The sequence below is a fragment of the Kitasatospora nipponensis genome (genome assembly GCF_039528135.1).
In the GTDB taxonomy this organism is placed as follows: domain Bacteria; phylum Actinomycetota; class Actinomycetes; order Streptomycetales; family Streptomycetaceae; genus Kitasatospora; species Kitasatospora nipponensis.
Genome location: NZ_BAAALF010000176.1, coordinates 1 through 17,716 on the forward strand (window position 1 = coordinate 1; position 17,716 = coordinate 17,716).

Annotated in this window: 10 protein-coding genes and 1 pseudogene; 7 read left to right on the plus strand and 4 right to left on the minus strand. The window is 74.7% G+C overall.

All coding sequences use genetic code 11. The features are described 5' to 3' along the window. On the minus strand, nt 1-994 hold a 994-nt coding region (locus ABD323_RS32455), incomplete at its 3' end, for an MFS transporter (RefSeq protein WP_344445634.1). Nucleotides 995-1,182: 188 nt separating this feature from the next. On the opposite strand from ABD323_RS32455, the gene ABD323_RS32460 reads away from it, so the two are divergent. Continuing rightward, nucleotides 1,183-1,374: a hypothetical protein gene (locus tag ABD323_RS32460; RefSeq protein ID WP_344445635.1), complete on the plus strand. Its 192-nt coding sequence runs from the start codon at nt 1,183-1,185 to the stop codon at nt 1,372-1,374. Between the two features lie 459 nt (nt 1,375-1,833). On the opposite strand, the gene ABD323_RS32465 is transcribed toward ABD323_RS32460, so the two are convergent. Both ABD323_RS32465 and ABD323_RS32470 read right to left on the minus strand, forming a co-directional pair. Continuing rightward, entirely contained in the window at nt 1,834-5,760 is a 3,927-nt protein-coding gene (locus ABD323_RS32465) for an ABC transporter ATP-binding protein (RefSeq protein ID WP_344445636.1), read from the minus strand. Between the two features lie 230 nt (nt 5,761-5,990). After that, on the minus strand, nt 5,991-6,629 hold the full coding sequence (locus ABD323_RS32470; RefSeq protein WP_344445637.1) for a TetR/AcrR family transcriptional regulator: 639 nt from the start codon (nt 6,627-6,629) through the stop codon (nt 5,991-5,993). A gap of 131 nt (nt 6,630-6,760) precedes the next feature. On the opposite strand from ABD323_RS32470, the gene ABD323_RS32475 reads away from it, so the two are divergent. The 4 genes from ABD323_RS32475 (at nt 6,761) to ABD323_RS32490 (ending at nt 13,409) form a co-directional block, all read left to right on the plus strand. Continuing rightward, entirely contained in the window at nt 6,761-8,503 is a 1,743-nt protein-coding gene (locus tag ABD323_RS32475) for a carboxyl transferase domain-containing protein (protein ID WP_344445638.1), read from the plus strand. A 130-nt stretch (nt 8,504-8,633) separates the two neighbouring features. Continuing rightward, entirely contained in the window at nt 8,634-10,955 is a 2,322-nt protein-coding gene (locus ABD323_RS32480; protein WP_344445639.1) for an acetyl/propionyl/methylcrotonyl-CoA carboxylase subunit alpha, read from the plus strand. Then, on the plus strand, nt 10,952-12,013 hold the full coding sequence (locus ABD323_RS32485; RefSeq protein ID WP_344445640.1) for a hydroxymethylglutaryl-CoA lyase: 1,062 nt from the start codon (nt 10,952-10,954) through the stop codon (nt 12,011-12,013). The genes ABD323_RS32480 and ABD323_RS32485 overlap by 4 nt, the downstream gene beginning before the upstream one ends. Nucleotides 12,014-12,212: 199 nt before the next feature. Then, nucleotides 12,213-13,409, plus strand: a complete 1,197-nt coding sequence (locus ABD323_RS32490; RefSeq protein WP_344445641.1) for an acyl-CoA dehydrogenase family protein — start codon at nt 12,213-12,215, stop codon at nt 13,407-13,409. Nucleotides 13,410-13,548: 139 nt separating this feature from the next. On the opposite strand, the pseudogene ABD323_RS32495 reads toward ABD323_RS32490, so the two are convergent. Then, nucleotides 13,549-13,983, minus strand: a pseudogene (locus ABD323_RS32495) (universal stress protein); the annotation flags it as partial. A 901-nt stretch (nt 13,984-14,884) separates the two neighbouring features. On the opposite strand from ABD323_RS32495, the gene ABD323_RS32500 reads away from it, so the two are divergent. Continuing rightward, nucleotides 14,885-15,577: an HAD family hydrolase gene (locus tag ABD323_RS32500; protein WP_344445642.1), complete on the plus strand. Its 693-nt coding sequence runs from the start codon at nt 14,885-14,887 to the stop codon at nt 15,575-15,577. Between the two features lie 1,045 nt (nt 15,578-16,622). Next, nucleotides 16,623-17,716, plus strand: a 1,094-nt coding sequence (locus ABD323_RS32505) for a helix-turn-helix domain-containing protein (protein WP_344445643.1), incomplete at its 3' end; no start/stop codon positions are given.

The window sequence follows — 17,716 nt, forward strand, 5'->3', positions numbered from 1 at the left end:
GGCGCCCGCCCCGACAGCAAATCGTCCCGCCCCCCGGGGCCCGGCCGGCCGCCTGCGCCGGGACCACCGCCGCCGGTCCGCCCACCGCGGCGCCGGCCGGCACGAGGGCGGGCGGCGCACCGCGGCGGGCGAGGGTACGGGCGACCAGGACCAGCGGCACCGCCGTCAGCAACAGCGTCCCGCCGAGCGCCGCGCCCGACCGGGGGTAGCCCAGGGCGCCGACCAGGCTCGCGCCCGTGAGCGGGCCGCCGGCCGCGCCCAGCGCGCAGGCCGACCCGGCGAGCACCGTCCACCGGCCGGCCGGATCGAGTGCCGCCGCCAGACCGAGCAGGTAGGTCAGCACGAGCGGGTAGAGCACGTTCCAGAGCACCTCGCCGCCCGCGAACCCGAGTGCGGAGCGCGCGGTGGAGCTCACCACCACGCAGCCGGCGATCAGGACGGTGCCGCCGCCCACCGGCAGCACCCGGCCGGCCCGGGTGCCCAGCGCGCCGGCGGCCAGCACGCCGGCCAGCGCGCCGCCGAGGGCCACCGCGAAGACCAGGCCCAGGGACCGCTCGCTCAGGCCCGCGCGGTGCAGTCCGATCTGGCCGCTGACGCCCCAGAGCGCGTTCTGGGCGACCGACCAGAGCACCATCGACGCCACCAGCAGGACCCCGGTCCGCCGGTTGGGCAGCCGCAGCGGGCTGCGCCCGGCGGGGTGGTCGGCGGCGGGATGGTCCGCGGCGGTTCGGTCGGCGGTGGTTCGGTCGGCGGTGGCGGGTTCGGCGACCGGGAGCCGGGCGGCCAGCGGGACGGCGAGCAGGCCGTAGAGCGCCATCGCCAGGAACGGCGGCGCGTGCCCGCCGCCGAGCCGCGGCAGCAGCAGGTACAGCCCGCTCGCCACCGAGGAGGAGGCGAGCAGGGCCAGCACGGAGGCGCGGTGCGGATCGGTGGCGGCCGTGATCGCGACGCCCGCCACCGCGGCGGCCAGGCCCGCGCCCAGGTCGCCGAGCACACAGCGCCGGCGGCGCGGGCGACGGCTCGGCGACGGTGTCCGTGTCCTCGTGCGGCCGGTTCTCGTGCGACTCGTTCTCGTGCTGCGGCGGCGTGCGGTCCTCGTGCGGGGACGGCGTGTCGTGCGTCTCGGGCCGGCCCTCGGCCATCCGGAAGGAGTGACCGGGGGCGGGGACCGGGGCGGCCAGCGTGAACCCGGCGGCGAGCAGCACGGTCCCGGCCACGGCCGGCCGGGCCGAACCGGTCGACCGGATCCGGTCGGCCAGCAGCACCCCGGCGGCCGCCGAGGCGAGCAGCAGGGCGCTGCCGATCGCGCCCGCCCCGGTGGCCGGCAGGCCGAAGTCGGCGACCAGCCGGCCGACCAGGCACGGCACCAGGTAGGCGGGCAGCGCGCCGACCGAGAAGAGGACCGCCGGCGCCAACGGGCCGGGCCGGCGGGCGGATCCCGGTGGTCCGGCGTCGGCCGGCGCAGGCACGGCGGCCGGCGGGGGCGGGGCGGCCGGCGGGGCGGGGGGGGGGGGGGGGGGGGCGGCGGGGGGCCGGTGTCGGAACGGCGGCCGGGCCGCTGGTCGGAGCGCTGCTGGGAGCGGTGGTTGGAGCGTGGTGCGCAGAACTGCGCCCCGCCTCGCGGAAACGCGAAGACATGGGCAGGGGCCTCTCGACCTGAGGGTGGAACAGAGGGGGAGCGGCCGGCTCTTCGGCGCGGCCGCCCCGACTGTCTACCAGGTCGGGGCGCCACCCGAGAACCGGGTGGCGCCCCCTGGGCCGTTCGTCGACCGACCTGGCGCGCGGCCGGCGTCGTTCCGTGATCGAACCGCCCCGCGCGGACCGCGTCGCAGGTCAGCCCGCCACCGGGGCCGGTACCGGGGAGGGCCGGCCGTCCGCCACGAAGGCCTGCCAGAGCTTGGCGTACGCTCCGTCGGCCGCCAGCAGCTCGGTGTGCGTGCCGTCCTCGACCACCCGTCCGTGGTGCAGCACAATCACCCGATCGGCCCGTTCGGCCGTGGTCAGGCGGTGCGCGATCACCAGGGTGGTCCGGCCGCCGGGGCGGCCCGGGCGGCCGTCGCGCAGCCGGTCCGCGGCGTGGTTGACCGCCGCCTCGGTGGCCAGGTCCAGCGCGGCGGTGGCCTCGTCGAGCAGCAGGATGTCCGGGTCGACGAGTTCGGCCCTGGCCAGCGCGATCAGCTGGCGCTGGCCGGCCGAGAGGTTGCGTCCGCGCCCGGCCACCTCGTGCTCGTAGCCGCCGGACAGGCCGGTGATCATCTCGTGCGCGCCGACCGCCCGGGCCGCCGCCTCGACCTCGGCGTCGCCGGCCTCGGGGCGGCCGTAGGCGATCGCCTCGCGGACCGTGCCCGCGAAGAGGTAGGCCTCCTGCGGGACGACGCCCAGCCGGTGGCGGTAGTCGGCCAGCCGGTAGCGGGTGACGTCGGTGCCGTCGATCCGGACCGTGCCGGCCGTCGCGTCGTAGAACCGCGCGACCAGCTTGACCAGGGTGGACTTGCCCGCGCCGGTCTCGCCGACCAGGGCGACCGTCTGGCCGGCCGGGATCCGCAGGTCGATGCCGGAGAGCACCTCCGGGCTGCCCTCGCCGCCGCCGTTGTAGGCGAAGCTGACGCCCTCGAAGACGATCTCGCCGCGCAGCCGCTCGGCGGCCAGCGGGTCGGTGGCCGCGGGGGTGCTGGTCGGGGTGCGCAGCAGCTCGCGGATCCGGCTCAGGCCCACCGCCGCCTGCTGGTAGCCGTCGAAGATCTGCGAGAGCTGGTTGACCGGGGCGAAGAACAGGTCGATGTAGAGCAGGTAGGCGACCAGCGCGCCGACGGTGAGCGTCCCGGCGTCGACCCGCGAGGCGCCCTCGATCAGCACCAGCGCCGCCGCCACGCTGGAGAGCAGCTGGACGAACGGGAAGTAGAGGGAGATGTAGAGCTGCGCGCGGGCGCGCGAGTCGCGGTAGGCGCGGCCGCGGCTGCGGAACCGCGCGACGGTGTCCGGCTCGCGCCGGAACGCCTGCACGATCCGCATCCCCGCGACGTTCTCCTGCAGGTCGGCGTTGACCGTGCTGATCAGCTCGCGGGAGTCCTGGTACTGGGCCGCCGACTTGCGCCGGAAGACCAGCGTCGCCACCGCCAGCACCGGCAGCACCGCGAAGACCGTCAGTGCCAGGCCGGTGTCGATGGCCAGCAGGGCCACGAAGATCCCGCCGAAGGTCAGCAGGCTGACCACCGCGGTGACCACGCCGGTCTGCAGGAAGGTGGAGAGCGCGTCCACGTCGGTGGTCATCCGGGTCATGATCCGGCCGGAGAGCTCGCGCTCGTAGTAGTCCAGGCCGAGCCGGTTGAGGTGCGCGAAGATCTTGACCCGCAGGCTGTAGAGGACGCGCTCGCCGGTGCGGCCGCTGACCCTGGCCTCGGCGCTCTGCACCAGCCAGTCCAGCAGCACCACCGCGAGGGCCGCCAGCGAGGCGAAGGTGACGCCGGTCATCACGCCCTTGGAGACGCCGTCGTCGATGCCGTGCCGGATCAGGATCGGCAGCACCAGGCCGGCGGCGGCGTCCAGGGCCAGCAGCAGGAAGCCCAGCGCCAGCGGGGCGCGGAACGGCTTGAGCAGGCGGCCGAGCGAGAAGTCCGGGTCGCCGGCGGCGGCGTCCGCGAGCGCGATGCCCGGCAGGTCGGTGGCGGCGGGCAGCGCGGCCACCTTGGCGAGCAGCTCCGGGTCGCCGGCCCGGCCGGTCATCACCCGGCCGGTCCTGGCGCGCCCGGCCGCGCCGCGGGTGGTGCGCGCGGCGGGCGCGACGTCCTGCGGGAGCTGGATGGTCTGGCCCGCCGCCGGGAGCTGCGCGGCCTGCCGGCGCTCGGCCTCCAGGTCGGCGCCGGCGTCGAGGGTCTCCTCGATGGTGCGGCCGTTCTCGGCCTCGGGGTCGGTGATCAGCGCACGGTAGCGGGGACACCGCTCGACCAGCTCGTCGTGCGTGCCCAGGTCCAGCAGCCGGCCGTGGTCCAGGACCGCGATCCGGTCGGCCAGCTGGAGGGTGGAGCGGCGGTGCGCGATGAGCACCGTGGTGCGGCCGGCCATCACCGTGCGCAGGGCCTCGTGGATCTCGGCCTCGATCCGCGGGTCGACCGCGGAGGTGGCGTCGTCCAGCAGCAGCACCTGCGGGTCGGCGAGGATCGCCCGGGCCAGCGCGATCCGCTGGCGCTGGCCGCCGGAGAGCGTCAGGCCCTGCTCGCCGACCTTGGTCAGGTAGCCCTCGGGCAGCTCGCGGACGAAGGCGTCGGCCTGCGCGGCGCGCGCGGCGGCCTCGATCTCCTCGACGCTCGCGCCGGGGCGGCCGTAGGCGATGTTGGCGCGCACGGTGTCCGAGAAGAGGAAGCTGTCCTCCGGCACGATGCCGACCACCGAGCGGACCGCGTCCAGGGTGAGCTCGCGCAGGTCCTGGCCGTGCAGGCGGATCGTGCCGCCGGTGGGGTCGTAGAAGCGCGGGATGAGCTGGGCGACGGTGGACTTGCCGGAGCCGGAGGAGCCCACCAGGGCCAGCGTCTCGCCCGGGGCGACCCGCAGGCTGAGGCCGCGCAGCACCGGGCGGGCGGTGGTGTCGGCACCGTCGGTGTCGGCGTCCGGGTCGGCGGGGCCGGTGTCGGTGAGGTCACTGGCGGCGGGGTCGCTGTCGGCCGCTTCGAGGTGGTCGGTCCGGTAGTGGAAGTCGACCTGGTCGAACTCCAGCGCCGGGGCACCCGCCACCGGCTCCAGGGCGCGCGCGCCGGGGAGCTCGCGGACCAGCGGGCGCTCGTCGATCAGCTCGAAGACCCGCTCGACCCCGGCCTGGGCCTGCTGGCCGACGGTCAGCACCATGGTCAGCATCCGCACCGGACCGGTCATCTGCGCCACGTAGGCGGAGAAGGCGACGAAGGTCCCCAGCGTCACCTGGCCGTCCACCGCCAGCCAGCCGCCCAGGGCCAGCACGGCGACCTGGGCGAGGGCCGGGATCGCCTGCATGGCCGGGCCGAACCGGCTGGCCAGCCTGACCGCCCGCAGCCGCATGGCGTAGAGGCCGCGCGAGGCCTGCTCCAGCTTGCCGAGCTCCTGCTCCTCCTGGCCGAAGCCCTTGACCACCCGCACGCCGCCGACCGCAGCGTCCACCACGCCGGCGACCACGGCCGCCTCCTGCTGGGCGGCCCAGGTGGCGGGGAAGAGCCGCTCACGGCTCAGCGTCGCGACCCACCAGAGCGCCGGGCCCATCACCAGGGCGATCAGGGTGAGCGGCAGCGACAGCCAGCACATCACCATGATCGACATGACGAAGAGCAGCAGGTTGCCGGTCATCATCGGCAGCATCGAGAGCAGGCCGTGGATGAGCTGCAGGTCGGAGGTGGCCCGGCCGACCACCTGCCCGGTGTCCAGGCGGTCCTGGCGGGCGCCGTCCAGCCGGGTGAGCGAGGTGAAGAGCTCGGTGCGCAGGTCCTGCTGGACGTCCAGCGCGAGCTGGCCTGCGGTGTAGCGGCGGACCTGGGTGAAGACGAACACCAGCAGGGCGCCGACCAGCAGGGCGATCGCCCAGGGCGTGAGCGAGCGGGTGTGGGTGGTGATGACGTCGTCGATGATCAGCTTGGTGATCAGCGGGACGATCGCGGTGACCGCCATGCCGGCGAGCGAGGCGCCGAAGGAGAGCAGGAAGTTGCGGCGGTAGCGCCAGCAGTACCCGCCCAGCCGGCGCAGCCAGCCCGTCCCGCCGGGCGCGGGTATCTCCCTGGTGGAGCCGTGAGTCTCAGGCATATTTAGGGATACTAACCATTTCGTGAGGCGGCCGTCCATGACGGACCGACAGTGCCACTGCCGACCCGGCAGGCTCCAACGGTTTCCGCACGGAATTCCTTCCCGCCCAGCTTCCGCCCGCCCGGTGCGCCCGCGCACCGGGCGCCGGACGCAACCGGCACCGTCCTGCGACCTAGGTCCTGCCCCCCGGGGCCGCCCAGGGCCCGTCCGGCCCTAGGGCCCGTCCGGCCCTAGACGGAGCGGGCGAGGGCGGCGGCGGCGAAGGCGCCCTGGGCCAGCCGGTGCAGCAGGAGCGCCATCTCGGCGCGCGGCAGCAGTCCGGCCCGGTCGCCGTGCGCCGGGCGCACCCCGATGCTGTGCGGCGTGGAGTTGAGCAGCCCGAAGACCGCGTGCACGGCGGCCCGGGCGACCGGCTCCGCCGGCTCGGTGGCCAGCTCGGGGAAGGCCCCCCGGACCGCGTCCACCCAGAGTTCGAGGTAGCCGCGCTGCAGTCGGCGCACCCGGCGCCGGTCCTCCTCCCGCAGGTGGAGCAGCTCGCGGTCGTGCAGCGTGATCAGGTCGGCGTCGTCCAGGGCGAACTCGACGTGCCCGCGGATCAGGGCGTCCAGCGCGGCCTGCGGACCGTCGGCGGCGCCCGCCCGGCGCCGGCCCTCCTCCAGCAGCCGCTCGCTGATCCCCACCAGCAGGTCGGCGAGCATCGCGTCCTTGCCGGCGAAGTGGCGGTAGAGCCCGGGGCCGCTGATGCCGACCGCCTTGCCGATCTCGTCCACCCCCACGCCGAGGAACCCACGGGCGGCGAAGAGCCGGGCGGCTTCCCGGCGGATCTGGTCGCGGCGGGGGGTCGCGGAGGTGACAGGGGAGTTCGACATGCCGTCCATCGTAGACAGCGGGGTTATCGCTCGTTAACCTGGCGGCAGGAGTTAACCACCATTAACTTGGCGGCGCGGGTCCACGAGATCCCCGCGCGCGCCCGGTTTCCGGGAGCAAGGGAGCTCTTGGGATGTCCCTGTCGACACCCGGTTTCGCCTCTCCGCATCCGTTGCAGGCAGCCCGTCCACCCCAGCCGCCGTACCCGCTGCCGGGCGGCGGGACCACGTACCCGGCGGCCGCCCAGCCGGCCGCCGCCGCGCCCGCGCCGCGCCTGCGGTCCGCCGTCGACGCCGGCTCGGCCGCCTTCCGCGGCAACACCGAGGCGCACCGGGCGCCCCTCGCGCAGCTGCGCGACAAGCTCGCCGCCGCCGCGCTCGGCGGCGGGACCAAGGCCAGGGACCGGCACACCGCCCGCGGCAAGCTGCTCCCCCGCGACCGGGTGGACACCCTGCTCGACCCGGGTTCCCCGTTCCTGGAGCTCTGCCCGCTGGCCGCCGACGGACTGTACGACGGCGCCGCACCGGCCGCCGGGGTGATCGCCGGCATCGGCCGGGTGGCCGGGCGCGAGGTGGTGGTGGTCGCCAACGACGCCACCGTCAAGGGCGGCACCTACTACCCGATGACGGTCAAGAAGCACCTGCGGGCGCAGGAGGTCGCGCTCGAGAACCGGCTGCCCTGCATCTACCTGGTGGACTCCGGCGGCGCCTTCCTGCCGATGCAGGACGAGGTCTTCCCCGACCGCGACCACTTCGGCCGGATCTTCTACAACCAGGCCCGGCTCTCGGCCGCCGGGATCCCGCAGATCGCCGCCGTGCTGGGCTCCTGCACGGCCGGCGGGGCGTACGTGCCCGCCATGAGCGACCAGGCGGTCATCGTCCGCAACCAGGGCACCATCTTCCTGGGCGGACCGCCGCTGGTGAAGGCGGCCACCGGTGAGGTGGTCACCGCCGAGGAGCTCGGCGGCGGCGAACTGCACTCGCGCACCTCGGGGGTGACCGACCACCTGGCGGAGGACGACGCGCACGCGCTGTCGATCGTGCGCACCATCGTGGACGGCCTCGGCCCGCGACCGGCCCGGCCGTGGACCACCGCGCCGGTCGAGCCGCCGGCCGTGGACCCGGGCGAGCTGTACGGCTCGGTGCCGGTCGACCCGCGCACCCCCTACGACGTCCGCGAGGTGATCGCGCGGCTGGTCGACGGCAGCCGGTTCGCCGAGTTCAAGGCCGAGTACGGGGCCACCCTGGTGACCGGGTTCGCCCGGATCCACGGCCACCCGGTCGGCATCGTGGCCAACAACGGCGTGCTCTTCGCCGAGTCCGCCCTCAAGGGCGCCCACTTCATCGAGCTCTGCGACCAGCGCGGCATCCCGCTGCTCTTCCTGCAGAACATCACCGGCTTCATGGTCGGCCGGCAGTACGAGGCCGGCGGCATCGCCAAGCACGGCGCGAAGATGGTCACCGCGGTGGCCTGCACCCGGGTGCCCAAGCTGACCGTGGTGATCGGCGGCTCGTACGGCGCCGGCAACTACTCGATGTGCGGACGGGCCTACTCGCCGCGCTTCCTGTGGATGTGGCCGGGCGCCAAGATCTCGGTGATGGGCGGCGAGCAGGCCGCCTCGGTCCTCGCCACCGTCCGCCGCGACCAGGTCGAGGGACGCGGCGAGGAGTGGGCCGCCGAGGCCGAGGAGGAGTTCAAGCGCCCGGTCCGCGAGCAGTACGAGCGGCAGGGCAACGCCTACTACGCCACCGCCCGGCTCTGGGACGACGGCGTGATCGACCCGATGGACACCCGCACCGTGGTCGGGCTCGCCCTGACCGCCTGCGCCAACGCCCCGCTCGCCGAGCCCGCCCCCTACGGCGTGTTCCGCATGTGACCGGCCCGCCGGCCGCGGCGGTAGCCCACCCCGCCGCCGCCGCGGCCGGCACCCCGCACTCCCCCGGCGGGCCCGGCCACCCACCCGTCGTCCGCCGCACCACTCCCCTCGCCTCGGAGGAACACCTCCCATGTTCGACACCGTCCTGGTCGCCAACCGCGGCGAGATCGCCGTCCGGGTGATCCGCACCCTGCGACGGCTCAGCGTGCGGTCGGTCGCCGTCTACAGCGACGCCGACGCCGACGCCAGGCACGTCCGCGAGGCCGACCTCGCGGTCCGGCTCGGACCCGCCGACCGCAGCGACAGCAGCGCCGCCGAGACCTACCTGCGGGGCGAGCAGATCATCGCCGCGGCGCTGCGCACCGGCGCGCAGGCCATCCACCCCGGCTACGGCTTCCTCGCCGAGAACCCCGGCTTCGCCCGGGCCTGCGCCGAGGCCGGCCTGGTCTTCATCGGCCCGCCCGCCGCGGCCGTGGAGCTGATGGGCGACAAGATCAACGCCAAGGAGGCCGTCCGCGCGGTGGGCGTGCCCGTGGTGCCCGGCAGCCGCGGCGGCGCGACGAGCGACGAGGACCTGATCCGCGCGGCCGAGGAGATCGGCTACCCGGTGCTGATCAAGCCGTCGGCCGGCGGCGGCGGCAAGGGCATGCGGCTGGTGCGCGACCCCGCCGAGCTGCCCACCGAGCTCGCCGGCGCCCGCCGGCTCGCCCGGACCGCCTTCGGGGACGACACCCTGCTGCTGGAGCGCTGGGTCGACCGCCCGCGGCACATCGAGGTGCAGGTCCTGGCGGACGCGCACGGCACGACCGTGCACCTCGGTGAGCGCGAGTGCAGTCTGCAACGCCGTCATCAGAAGCTGATCGAAGAGGCACCCTCCGTTCTCCTGGACCCGCAGACCCGGGCCGCGATGGGAGCCGCGGCCGTCGAGGCGGCGGTGGCCTGCGGTTACACCGGCGCCGGCACGGTGGAGTTCATCGTGCCCGGCGACGATCCGGACGCGGACGCACCGCAGGGGGTCCGCGAGTTCTTCTTCATGGAGATGAACACCCGCCTCCAGGTGGAACACCCGGTGACCGAGCTGGCGGTGGCGATCACCCGGTCCACGGACGCCGGCCCCGCCGGGCCCGAGCGGCTCGACCTGGTCGAGTGGCAGCTGCGGGTGGCCGCCGGCGAGCCGTTGTCGTTCGAGCAGTCGGACGTCTCCTTCCTGGGTCACGCCGTCGAGGCCCGGATCTGCGCCGAGGACCCGGCCCGCGACTTCCTGCCGACCGGTGGCCGGATCCTGCTGCTGGAGGAGCCGGGGGGCGAGGGAGTCCGGGTCGACTCCGGTCTGCTGCCCGGCACCGCGATCACCAGTGCCTACGACCCGATGCTGGCCAAGGTCATCGCCTACGGGCCGGACCGCCCCACCGCGCTGCTGCGGCTGCGCGCGGCGCTGGCCGACACCCGGATCCTGGGGGTGACCACCAACGCGGGGTTCCTGCGCCGGCTGCTCGCCCACCCGGACGTGGTGGCCGGGCGCCTCGACACCGGACTGGTCGAGCGGGTCGCCGAGCAGCAGCCCGAGCTGCTGGCCACCTCCCACGACCGGTACGACACCGGCAGCGGCACGGGCACCGGCGTCAGCACCGGACCGGATGCCGCCGGCTCCGCCTCCGAGCCGGCCGGCGCGACCGGTTCCGCGCCCGCCGTGCCGGACGCCGTCTACCTGGCCGCGGCACTCGTGCGGCACCTGCGCCTGGCCCCGGCCGCCGCCTCCGACGGCTGGGCCGATCCCTTCGCCCTCCCCTCCGCTTGGCGACTCGCCGGTGAACCGGCCTGGACGACGCACCGGCTCCGGATCCCCGGGCAGGATCCGGTGGCGGTACTGGTCCGGCCTGTCAGCGCTCTGGGTGTCATCGACGGCCCCGACGCCGCCGACAGCCCCGCCGGGCCGGTGGAGAACAGCTCCGATCTGCTGGTCCGTCTGGGTGAGGGGCCGATCCGCCGGGCCCGCGCCGTCCTCGGCGCCACGGACCTGTCCCTCACTCTCGACGGCCTGCGGGCCACCTTTGCACACGCCACTGACAACGCCCCCTCGCCCACCGGCGCGGGCCCGGTGACCTGGCTGGGCACCGACGGCGACGGCTGGGCGGTGCACGGGTACGACCCGGTGGCCGACCGCAGCACCGCCGCCGACGCCCACCACGGCGCGCTCACCGCGCCGATGCCGGGCACCGTCACCGTGGTGAAGGCGGCGGTGGGCGACCTGGTCCGGCGCGGCCAGCCGCTGCTGGTGCTCGAGGCCATGAAGATGGAGCACGTGATCGCCGCGCCGCACGACGGCACGGTCAGCGAGCTGCCGGTCGGCGCCGGTGCCACCGTCGCCATGGAGCAGCTGCTCGCGGTGGTCCTCCCGCAGGACGCCGCCGCCACCGACAGCACCCCCCTGACCGAGGAGGTGGCCTCATGACGGCCGCTCGCACCCCGGGCGCCGAGCCCGGCACGGACCCGCAGCGGGCCGCCGAGCCCGGCACGCTGGAGCTCGCCCTGCCCGACGTGGTGCGCGATCCGGCCCTGCCGGCCCGGGTGCGGATCCACGAGGTCGGCGCCCGCGACGGGCTGCAGAACGAGAGCGCGCTGGTGCCGGTCGAGGTGAAGGCCGAGTTCATCGGCCGGCTCGCCGCCGCCGGCCTGCGCACCGTGGAGGCGACCAGCTTCGTGCACCCCAAGTGGGTCCCCCAGCTGGCCGACGCCGAGCAGCTGATGCCACGGCTGGCCGACCTCCGCACGCGGTACCCGGGGCTGCGGCTGCCGGTGCTGGTCCCCAACGAGCGCGGCCTGGACCGCGCGCTGGCGCACGGCGCCGACGAGGTCGCCGTCTTCGCCAGCGCGACCGAGTCCTTCGCCCGGCGCAACCTCAACCGCTCGGTGGCCGAGGTGCTGGAGATGTTCCGGCCGGTGGTCGAGCGGGCCACCGACCAGGGCGTCGCGGTCCGCGGCTACCTCTCGATGTGCTTCGGCGACCCCTGGGAGGGTCGGGTGGCGCCCGGGCAGGTGGTGGCCGCCGGCCTGCGCCTGCTCGAGCTGGGCTGCACCGAGCTGAGCCTGGGCGACACCATCGGCGTCGCCACGCCCGGCCAGGTGGGCGGGCTGCTCGAGGCCTTCGACAAGGCCGGCGTGCCGGTGGACCGGCTCGCGGTCCACTTCCACGACACCTACGGGCAGGCGCTGTCCAACACGCTCGCCGCGCTGCGCCACGGCGTGAGCGTGGTCGACTCCTCGGCCGGCGGCCTCGGCGGCTGCCCCTACGCCAAGAGCGCCACCGGCAACCTCGCCACCGAGGACCTGGTGTGGATGCTGCACGGTCTCGGCATCGAGACCGGCGTCGACCTGGCCGAGCTGGTCGCCACCAGCAGCTGGCTGGCCGGGCGGCTGGGCCGGCCGAGCCCCTCGCGCACCGTCCGGGCGCTGGCCGGCCAGCTCCCGTCCCGGAGCCCGTCCGACCCGGCCGACCGCCCCGCCGGCTGAGCCGGCCGCACCCGCCGGGCCCCCACCGGGCCCGGCCGGCCGACGGCCCGGCGCGCCGACGGCCTCCTTCGCCGTGCCCGGCGGCGGACGCCCGTCCGACCGCCCCCGGTGTGCGCCGGCGCACCGCGCCCGTCACCGCACCCCACTCCCCCGCACTTCCGCACCGGATCCCCCGCCGGACGAACCACTGGAGAGACAGATGCTCGACCACCGCCTGGATGCCGAGTACGAGGAACTGCGCCGCACGGTCGCCGAGTTCGCCAACGACGTGGTCGCCCCGACGATCGGCGACTTCTACGAGCGCGAGGAGTTCCCGTACGAGATCGTCAAGGAGATGGGGCGGATGGGCCTGTTCGGCCTGCCGTTCCCCGAGGAGTACGGCGGCATGGGCGGCGACTACTTCGCGCTCTGCATCGCCCTCGAGGAACTCGCCCGGGTGGACTCCTCGGTGGCCATCACCCTGGAGGCCGGCGTCTCGCTCGGCGCGATGCCCATCTACCGCTTCGGCACCGAGGAGCAGAAGCGCACCTGGCTGCCGCGGCTGGCCTCCGGGGAGATCCTGGGCGCCTTCGGCCTGACCGAGCCCGAGGGCGGCTCGGACGCCGGCGCCACCCGGACCACGGCCCGCTTCGACGAGGCCACCCGGGAGTGGGTGATCAACGGGACGAAGTGCTTCATCACCAACTCCGGCACCGACATCACCGGTCTGGTCACCGTCACGGCGCTCACCGAACCGCTCGCTCGTTCGAGTGAAGAAGGGGCCGATCACTCGTCGAAGCGGGAGATCTCGTCCATCATCGTGCCTGTCGGCACCCCCGGGTTCCAGGTGTCGAAGAAGTACTCCAAGGTCGGGTGGAACGCCTCCGACACCCGCGAACTGTCCTTCACCGACTGCCGAGTCCCCGAAGCCAACCTCCTCGGCCAGCAGGGCCGGGGCTTCGCCCAGTTCCTGCGGATCCTCGACGAGGGCCGCATCGCCATCGCAGCGCTGTCCACGGGTCTGGCCCAGGGCTGCGTCGACCAGTCACTCAGCTACGCCGCGACGCGGCGCGCCTTCGGGCGCACGATCGGGGCCAACCAGTCCATCCAGTTCAAGATCTCCGACATGGAGATGCGTGCCCACCTCGCCCGGCTCGGCTGGCGTGACGCGGCCTCCCGGCTGCTGCTCGGCGAGCCCTTCAAGAAGGAGGCTGCCATCGCGAAGCTCTTCTCCTCCGAGGCCGCCGTGGACAACGCCCGCGAGGCCACCCAGATCCACGGTGGCTACGGCTTCATGAACGAGTACCCGGTCGCCCGCTTCTGGCGCGACAGCAAGATCCTGGAGATCGGCGAGGGCACCTCCGAGGTCCAGCGGATGCTGATCGCCCGCGAGTTGGGCATGAACGCCGGCGCCTGACCGACCGGGGCCGACGAGCCGGGTTCACTGACCGCCGGTCAGTGCGCCCGGCGGGCCCGGGCGTTCCGGGCGTCCGGGCATTCCGTGCCGGACAGCCGCACCACGATGAACTCGGGCAACACGGAACGGAAGGGAGGTGTCAGGGAATCACGATCACCGGACGGTTGGCGCGACGGGCCAGTCGACCGGAGATCGAACCGAAGAGGCGCCCGAGCAGGCCGTGGGTGCTTCCCACCACGATCGCGTCGGCCGCGTACTCCTTGCCGACCTCCTCGATCTCGTGGCAGATGTCACCGCCGCGCTCGACCAGCACCCAGGGGACGCCCGCCAGGAAGTCCGCACAGGCGAGTTCCAGTCCCAGCACCTCGGTGCGGTGGTCCGGCAGGTCGACGAAGACCGGCGGCTCGCACCCCGCCCAGACCGTGGAGGGCAGCCGGTTGGCCACGTGGACGATGACCAGTCCGCACCGGGAGCGACGGGCCATGCCGACCGCGTAGGCCAGCGCCCGCTCGCTGGAGAGCGATCCGTCGAAACCGACCACCACGCCGTGCAGGAAGGTCGGGTCACACGATCGGGGCGCGTCGAGCTGAGGGTCGGGGGTCCGGCCGTCCTGCGGCGCGGTGTGCTTGCCGTGTCGGGAGTTCATGTCGCCTCCACCGGTCCCGTCTCCACTGGTGCCACCCGTACCGGGCGCCCCGCCGATGGCGTCCGATCCGCCCGCCGGCGCGGCCACCGGCTCCACTCCGCGCTGTAGCGGCCCGCCGCCCTGCTGTAGCGACCCCTGCTGCAGGGACCCCGGCCGCAGGGACCCCGGCTGAAGCGCGCCCTGCTCCAGCGACCCAGGCTGGTGCGGCCCCGCCGGTCGCGGCCTGAGCCGGCCCAGGAGGCCCACGACGCGCTCGGAGCGCAGCCGTACCAGTCGCCTACGACCCGGCTGGGAATCCGCGGGGGAGAAATCCGTCGCCCCGAGAATGCTGAATGGGTCTGCAGGTCGGGGAGACTCAAAACCGGCCATGAATCGAGACTCTTCGAGTGAGAGGGGCCGACAGGAAGGAGAGCAGCGCACAGGCGGCAGGCCATTCACTGGCACGTGGTCGGTGGAGGCCGAGCGGCACCGTAAGTGACCTGTTCCTTTCAGAGTACGACGGGAGGGCGTGGCCGCCCAGCGATTGGGGCCGCGGAGGGCAACGATCCCGCTAATGGCCGCGGCGTGAACTAACGGGCGCGCGCCCCGTAACGGGGAGATCACGCCCCCACTCCGCGAGGTTCCCTGGAGCTTGCCTGACGGAGTCAGCCGATGCAACAGGTCGGCCACGCACGGTAGGCGGCGACTGCGGTGCGGTTGGGACGGAATGAGAAGTCTGTGACGGAAGGGGACGGCCCGTACGCGCCGACCCCCGACCGGCGGACCTGCGACTGAGCCGATCAGCGGCACCCGCTTCCTCCGGGCCCGTGGCGCTGGCACCATGCACGCCATGCCGCTGCTCCTGCTCGACCTCGACAACACCCTGCTCCCGCGCGACGCCGCCTATCAGTCCTGGGCGCAGGGCTTCCTCAACGACCACGGGCTGCCGCCTGCCGACCTGGAATGGCTCACCACGATCGACGGCGGCGGCTACGTTCCGCGGGGAACCGTCCTGAGCGCGACCCGGCGCCGGTACGGACTGGACCTGTCCATGGATGCTCTGCTCGCCCACTATCGGCGGGGGATCAATTCTCATATCCACTGCCCGGATTCCCACGTGCGCGCACTGCGGGCCGCCCGCACGGCCGGTTGGACGCTGGCGATCGTCAGCAACGGCCTGACCGGTCCGCAGGTGGAGAAGATCCGCCGGACCGGGCTCGGCGCCCTGGTGGACGCCTGGGTGGTCTCGGAGGAGGCCGGCTGCGCCAAGCCGGACCCGCTGATCTTCGAGATCGCCGCCCAGCGCTGCGGGCTGCCGCTCTCCGGCGACTGGGCCGCGCAGGCCTGGGTGATCGGCGACCACGCGCCCGCCGACATCGCCGGCGCCGAGCTGGCGGGCCTGCGCAGCGTCTGGCTGCACCACGGACGGCCGTGGTCGGAGCTGGGCTACCGACCGACCCTGACCGCCGCCGACCTGCCGGAGGCGGTGGGCCTGGTGCTGACCGAGCGGGCGCCGCTCGGCGTCGGCGGACCGGTGACCTGACCCGGGCCACCCACGCAACGGGCCCGGCGGCCCCCGCCGGTGGGACCCCGCTGATGGGACCCCGTGGAGCGGACCTCCCCGGGGCCCGGCGGCCGTTGGCCTGTTCGAGCCGGCCCGGGCCCACCGCGGGCCCTGACGGTCACTCCCGCTGACGCCGTCTCAACCCGACCCCCCGGTCCGCGAACAGGGCCCGCGCCGCGGCCCGGCGCCCGGCCGTCGCGCGCCGCGGAGGCGGGCGCCGGGCCTCGGCCGACCGGTCGCTGGGGCGCTCGGGGCAGCGCGTGCGGGCGCACGGAAGCATTGCACGCCCCGTCTCCGCAACACCGATTTTCAGTCAGAATCGCACCGGGCCCGTAGCGTTGGACATACCCACAGGCCAGAACGCCGGAGCAGGGCGACGATCCGCGACCCGCGGGGGTCCGCCGTACCGCAACCAGCCACCCGCCCACCCGCCCCCTTCCCAGAGGGGTCGACGGCTGCCACGCTTCGTGATCGAATGCATCACGCCAAATTGCCATGTCGACATAGCGTCGGATGGTGAACTTGTCACAACGGCAACGGTGTACCCAGTAGATTCGATCTTGTCGAGCAGGGCCGCATCACCACACCACACCACCGAGGGGGCTTGGGCGCCTTGAACAGGGTGAGCAGGAGCGAGACAGGTCCTGACAGCGGCCAGTCCCCGGCCGGTCGCTCAGGACGTGTCCCGAGAAGTACCGGCTCGCTCACCTCGCAGGCGACCACCCAGCCGGGTCCGGGCCAGGGCACCGGAACGGCCTTCGGGCGGACGGTCCCTCAGGAGTCCTACGGCGGAACCCAGCTCGGCCAGCCCGCCTCCTCGCGCGGGACGGTCGGCGGCGCCCAGTCGACCGGCTGCGCGGGCGACGGCGGCACCGCGGCGGGTCTCGGCGGCCCGCTGGGCGGCGGCTGGCCCGGCTCGGGCGGCACGGCCACCGGCCGGGCCCTCGGTGCCGGTCCCGGTGGCGTTGCCGGCATCGGCGGTCCGGGGGGCGGGCTCGCCGGCGGGTCCGGCGGCCAGGCGACCGTGCTCGCCCCGCGCAAGCTCGCCGGGCGCCGGCGTCGCGAGACCGTGGCCGTGCTGATCTTCAGTGGCGCGCCGATCTTCGAGAGCTCCATCCCGCTCTCCGTCTTCGGCGTGGACCGGCAGGACGCCGGTGTCCCCCGCTACCGCCTGCTGGTCTGCGCGGGCGAGGAGGGACCGCTCACCACCACCGGCGGGGTCACCCTCGCCGCGCCGTTCGGCCTGGAGGCGCTGGCGCGCGCCGGCACCATCGTGGTCCCGGCCTGGCGCTCGATCTCGCAGCCGCCGCCGGTCGAGGCGATCGCCGCCCTGCGCAAGGCCCACCACGAGGGCGCCCGGATCATCGGGTTGTGCACGGGCGCCTTCGTCCTGGCGGGGGCCGGCCTCCTCGACGGCCGGCCGGCCACCACGCACTGGATGTACGCCCCGACGCTCGCCAAGCGCTACCCGCGGGTGCACGTCGACCCGCGCGAGCTCTTCGTGGACGACGGCGACGTGCTCACCTCGGCCGGCACCGCGGCCGGCATCGACCTCTGCCTGCACGTGGTGCGCAGCGACCACGGCGCCGAGGCCGCCAACGCGCTGGCCCGCCGCCTGGTGGTGCCCAACCGTCGCAGCGGCGGCGGTCAGGCGCAGTACATCGACCAGTCATTACCGGAGGAGATCGGGAACGACCCGCTGGCCGAGGTCGTGACCTGGGCGCTGGAGAACCTCAACCAGCAGTTCGACGTGGAGGTGCTGGCGGCCCGTGCGTACATGAGCCGGCGGACCTTCGACCGCCGGTTCCGGACGCTGACCGGCAGCGCGCCGTTGCAGTGGCTGATCACCCAGCGGGTGCTGCAGGCGCAGCGGCTGCTGGAGACCTCCGAGCTGTCGGTGGACGACGTGGCGCGGCGCTGCGGGTTCCGCTCGCCGGTGGCGCTGCGCGGGCACTTCCGTCGCCAGCTCGGCGTCTCCCCCGCCGCCTACCGGACCAGCTACCGGGCCCGCCGCCCGGGACCGGGTCCGGCGGTCGGCGTGCCCGGCCAGGGCGGGGCGGCGGAGCGCGGCGAGCGGACGGTCGGGGCGGCCGGCGGCCCGGGCGCCCACCCGTTCGG

Excerpts from the sequence above, each read along its gene's own strand:
- ABD323_RS32480 (WP_344445639.1), top strand. The coding sequence starts at position 8,634 with ATGTTCGACACCGTCCTGGTCGCCAACCGCGGCGAGATCGCCGTCCGG.
- ABD323_RS32475 (WP_344445638.1), top strand. The coding sequence starts at position 6,761 with ATGTCCCTGTCGACACCCGGTTTCGCCTCTCCGCATCCGTTGCAGGCA.
- ABD323_RS32465 (WP_344445636.1), bottom strand. The coding sequence starts at position 5,760 with ATGCCTGAGACTCACGGCTCCACCAGGGAGATACCCGCGCCCGGCGGG.
- ABD323_RS32490 (WP_344445641.1), top strand. The coding sequence starts at position 12,213 with ATGCTCGACCACCGCCTGGATGCCGAGTACGAGGAACTGCGCCGCACG.
- ABD323_RS32500 (WP_344445642.1), top strand. The coding sequence starts at position 14,885 with ATGCCGCTGCTCCTGCTCGACCTCGACAACACCCTGCTCCCGCGCGAC.
- ABD323_RS32470 (WP_344445637.1), bottom strand. The coding sequence starts at position 6,629 with ATGTCGAACTCCCCTGTCACCTCCGCGACCCCCCGCCGCGACCAGATC.
- ABD323_RS32485 (WP_344445640.1), top strand. The coding sequence starts at position 10,952 with ATGACGGCCGCTCGCACCCCGGGCGCCGAGCCCGGCACGGACCCGCAG.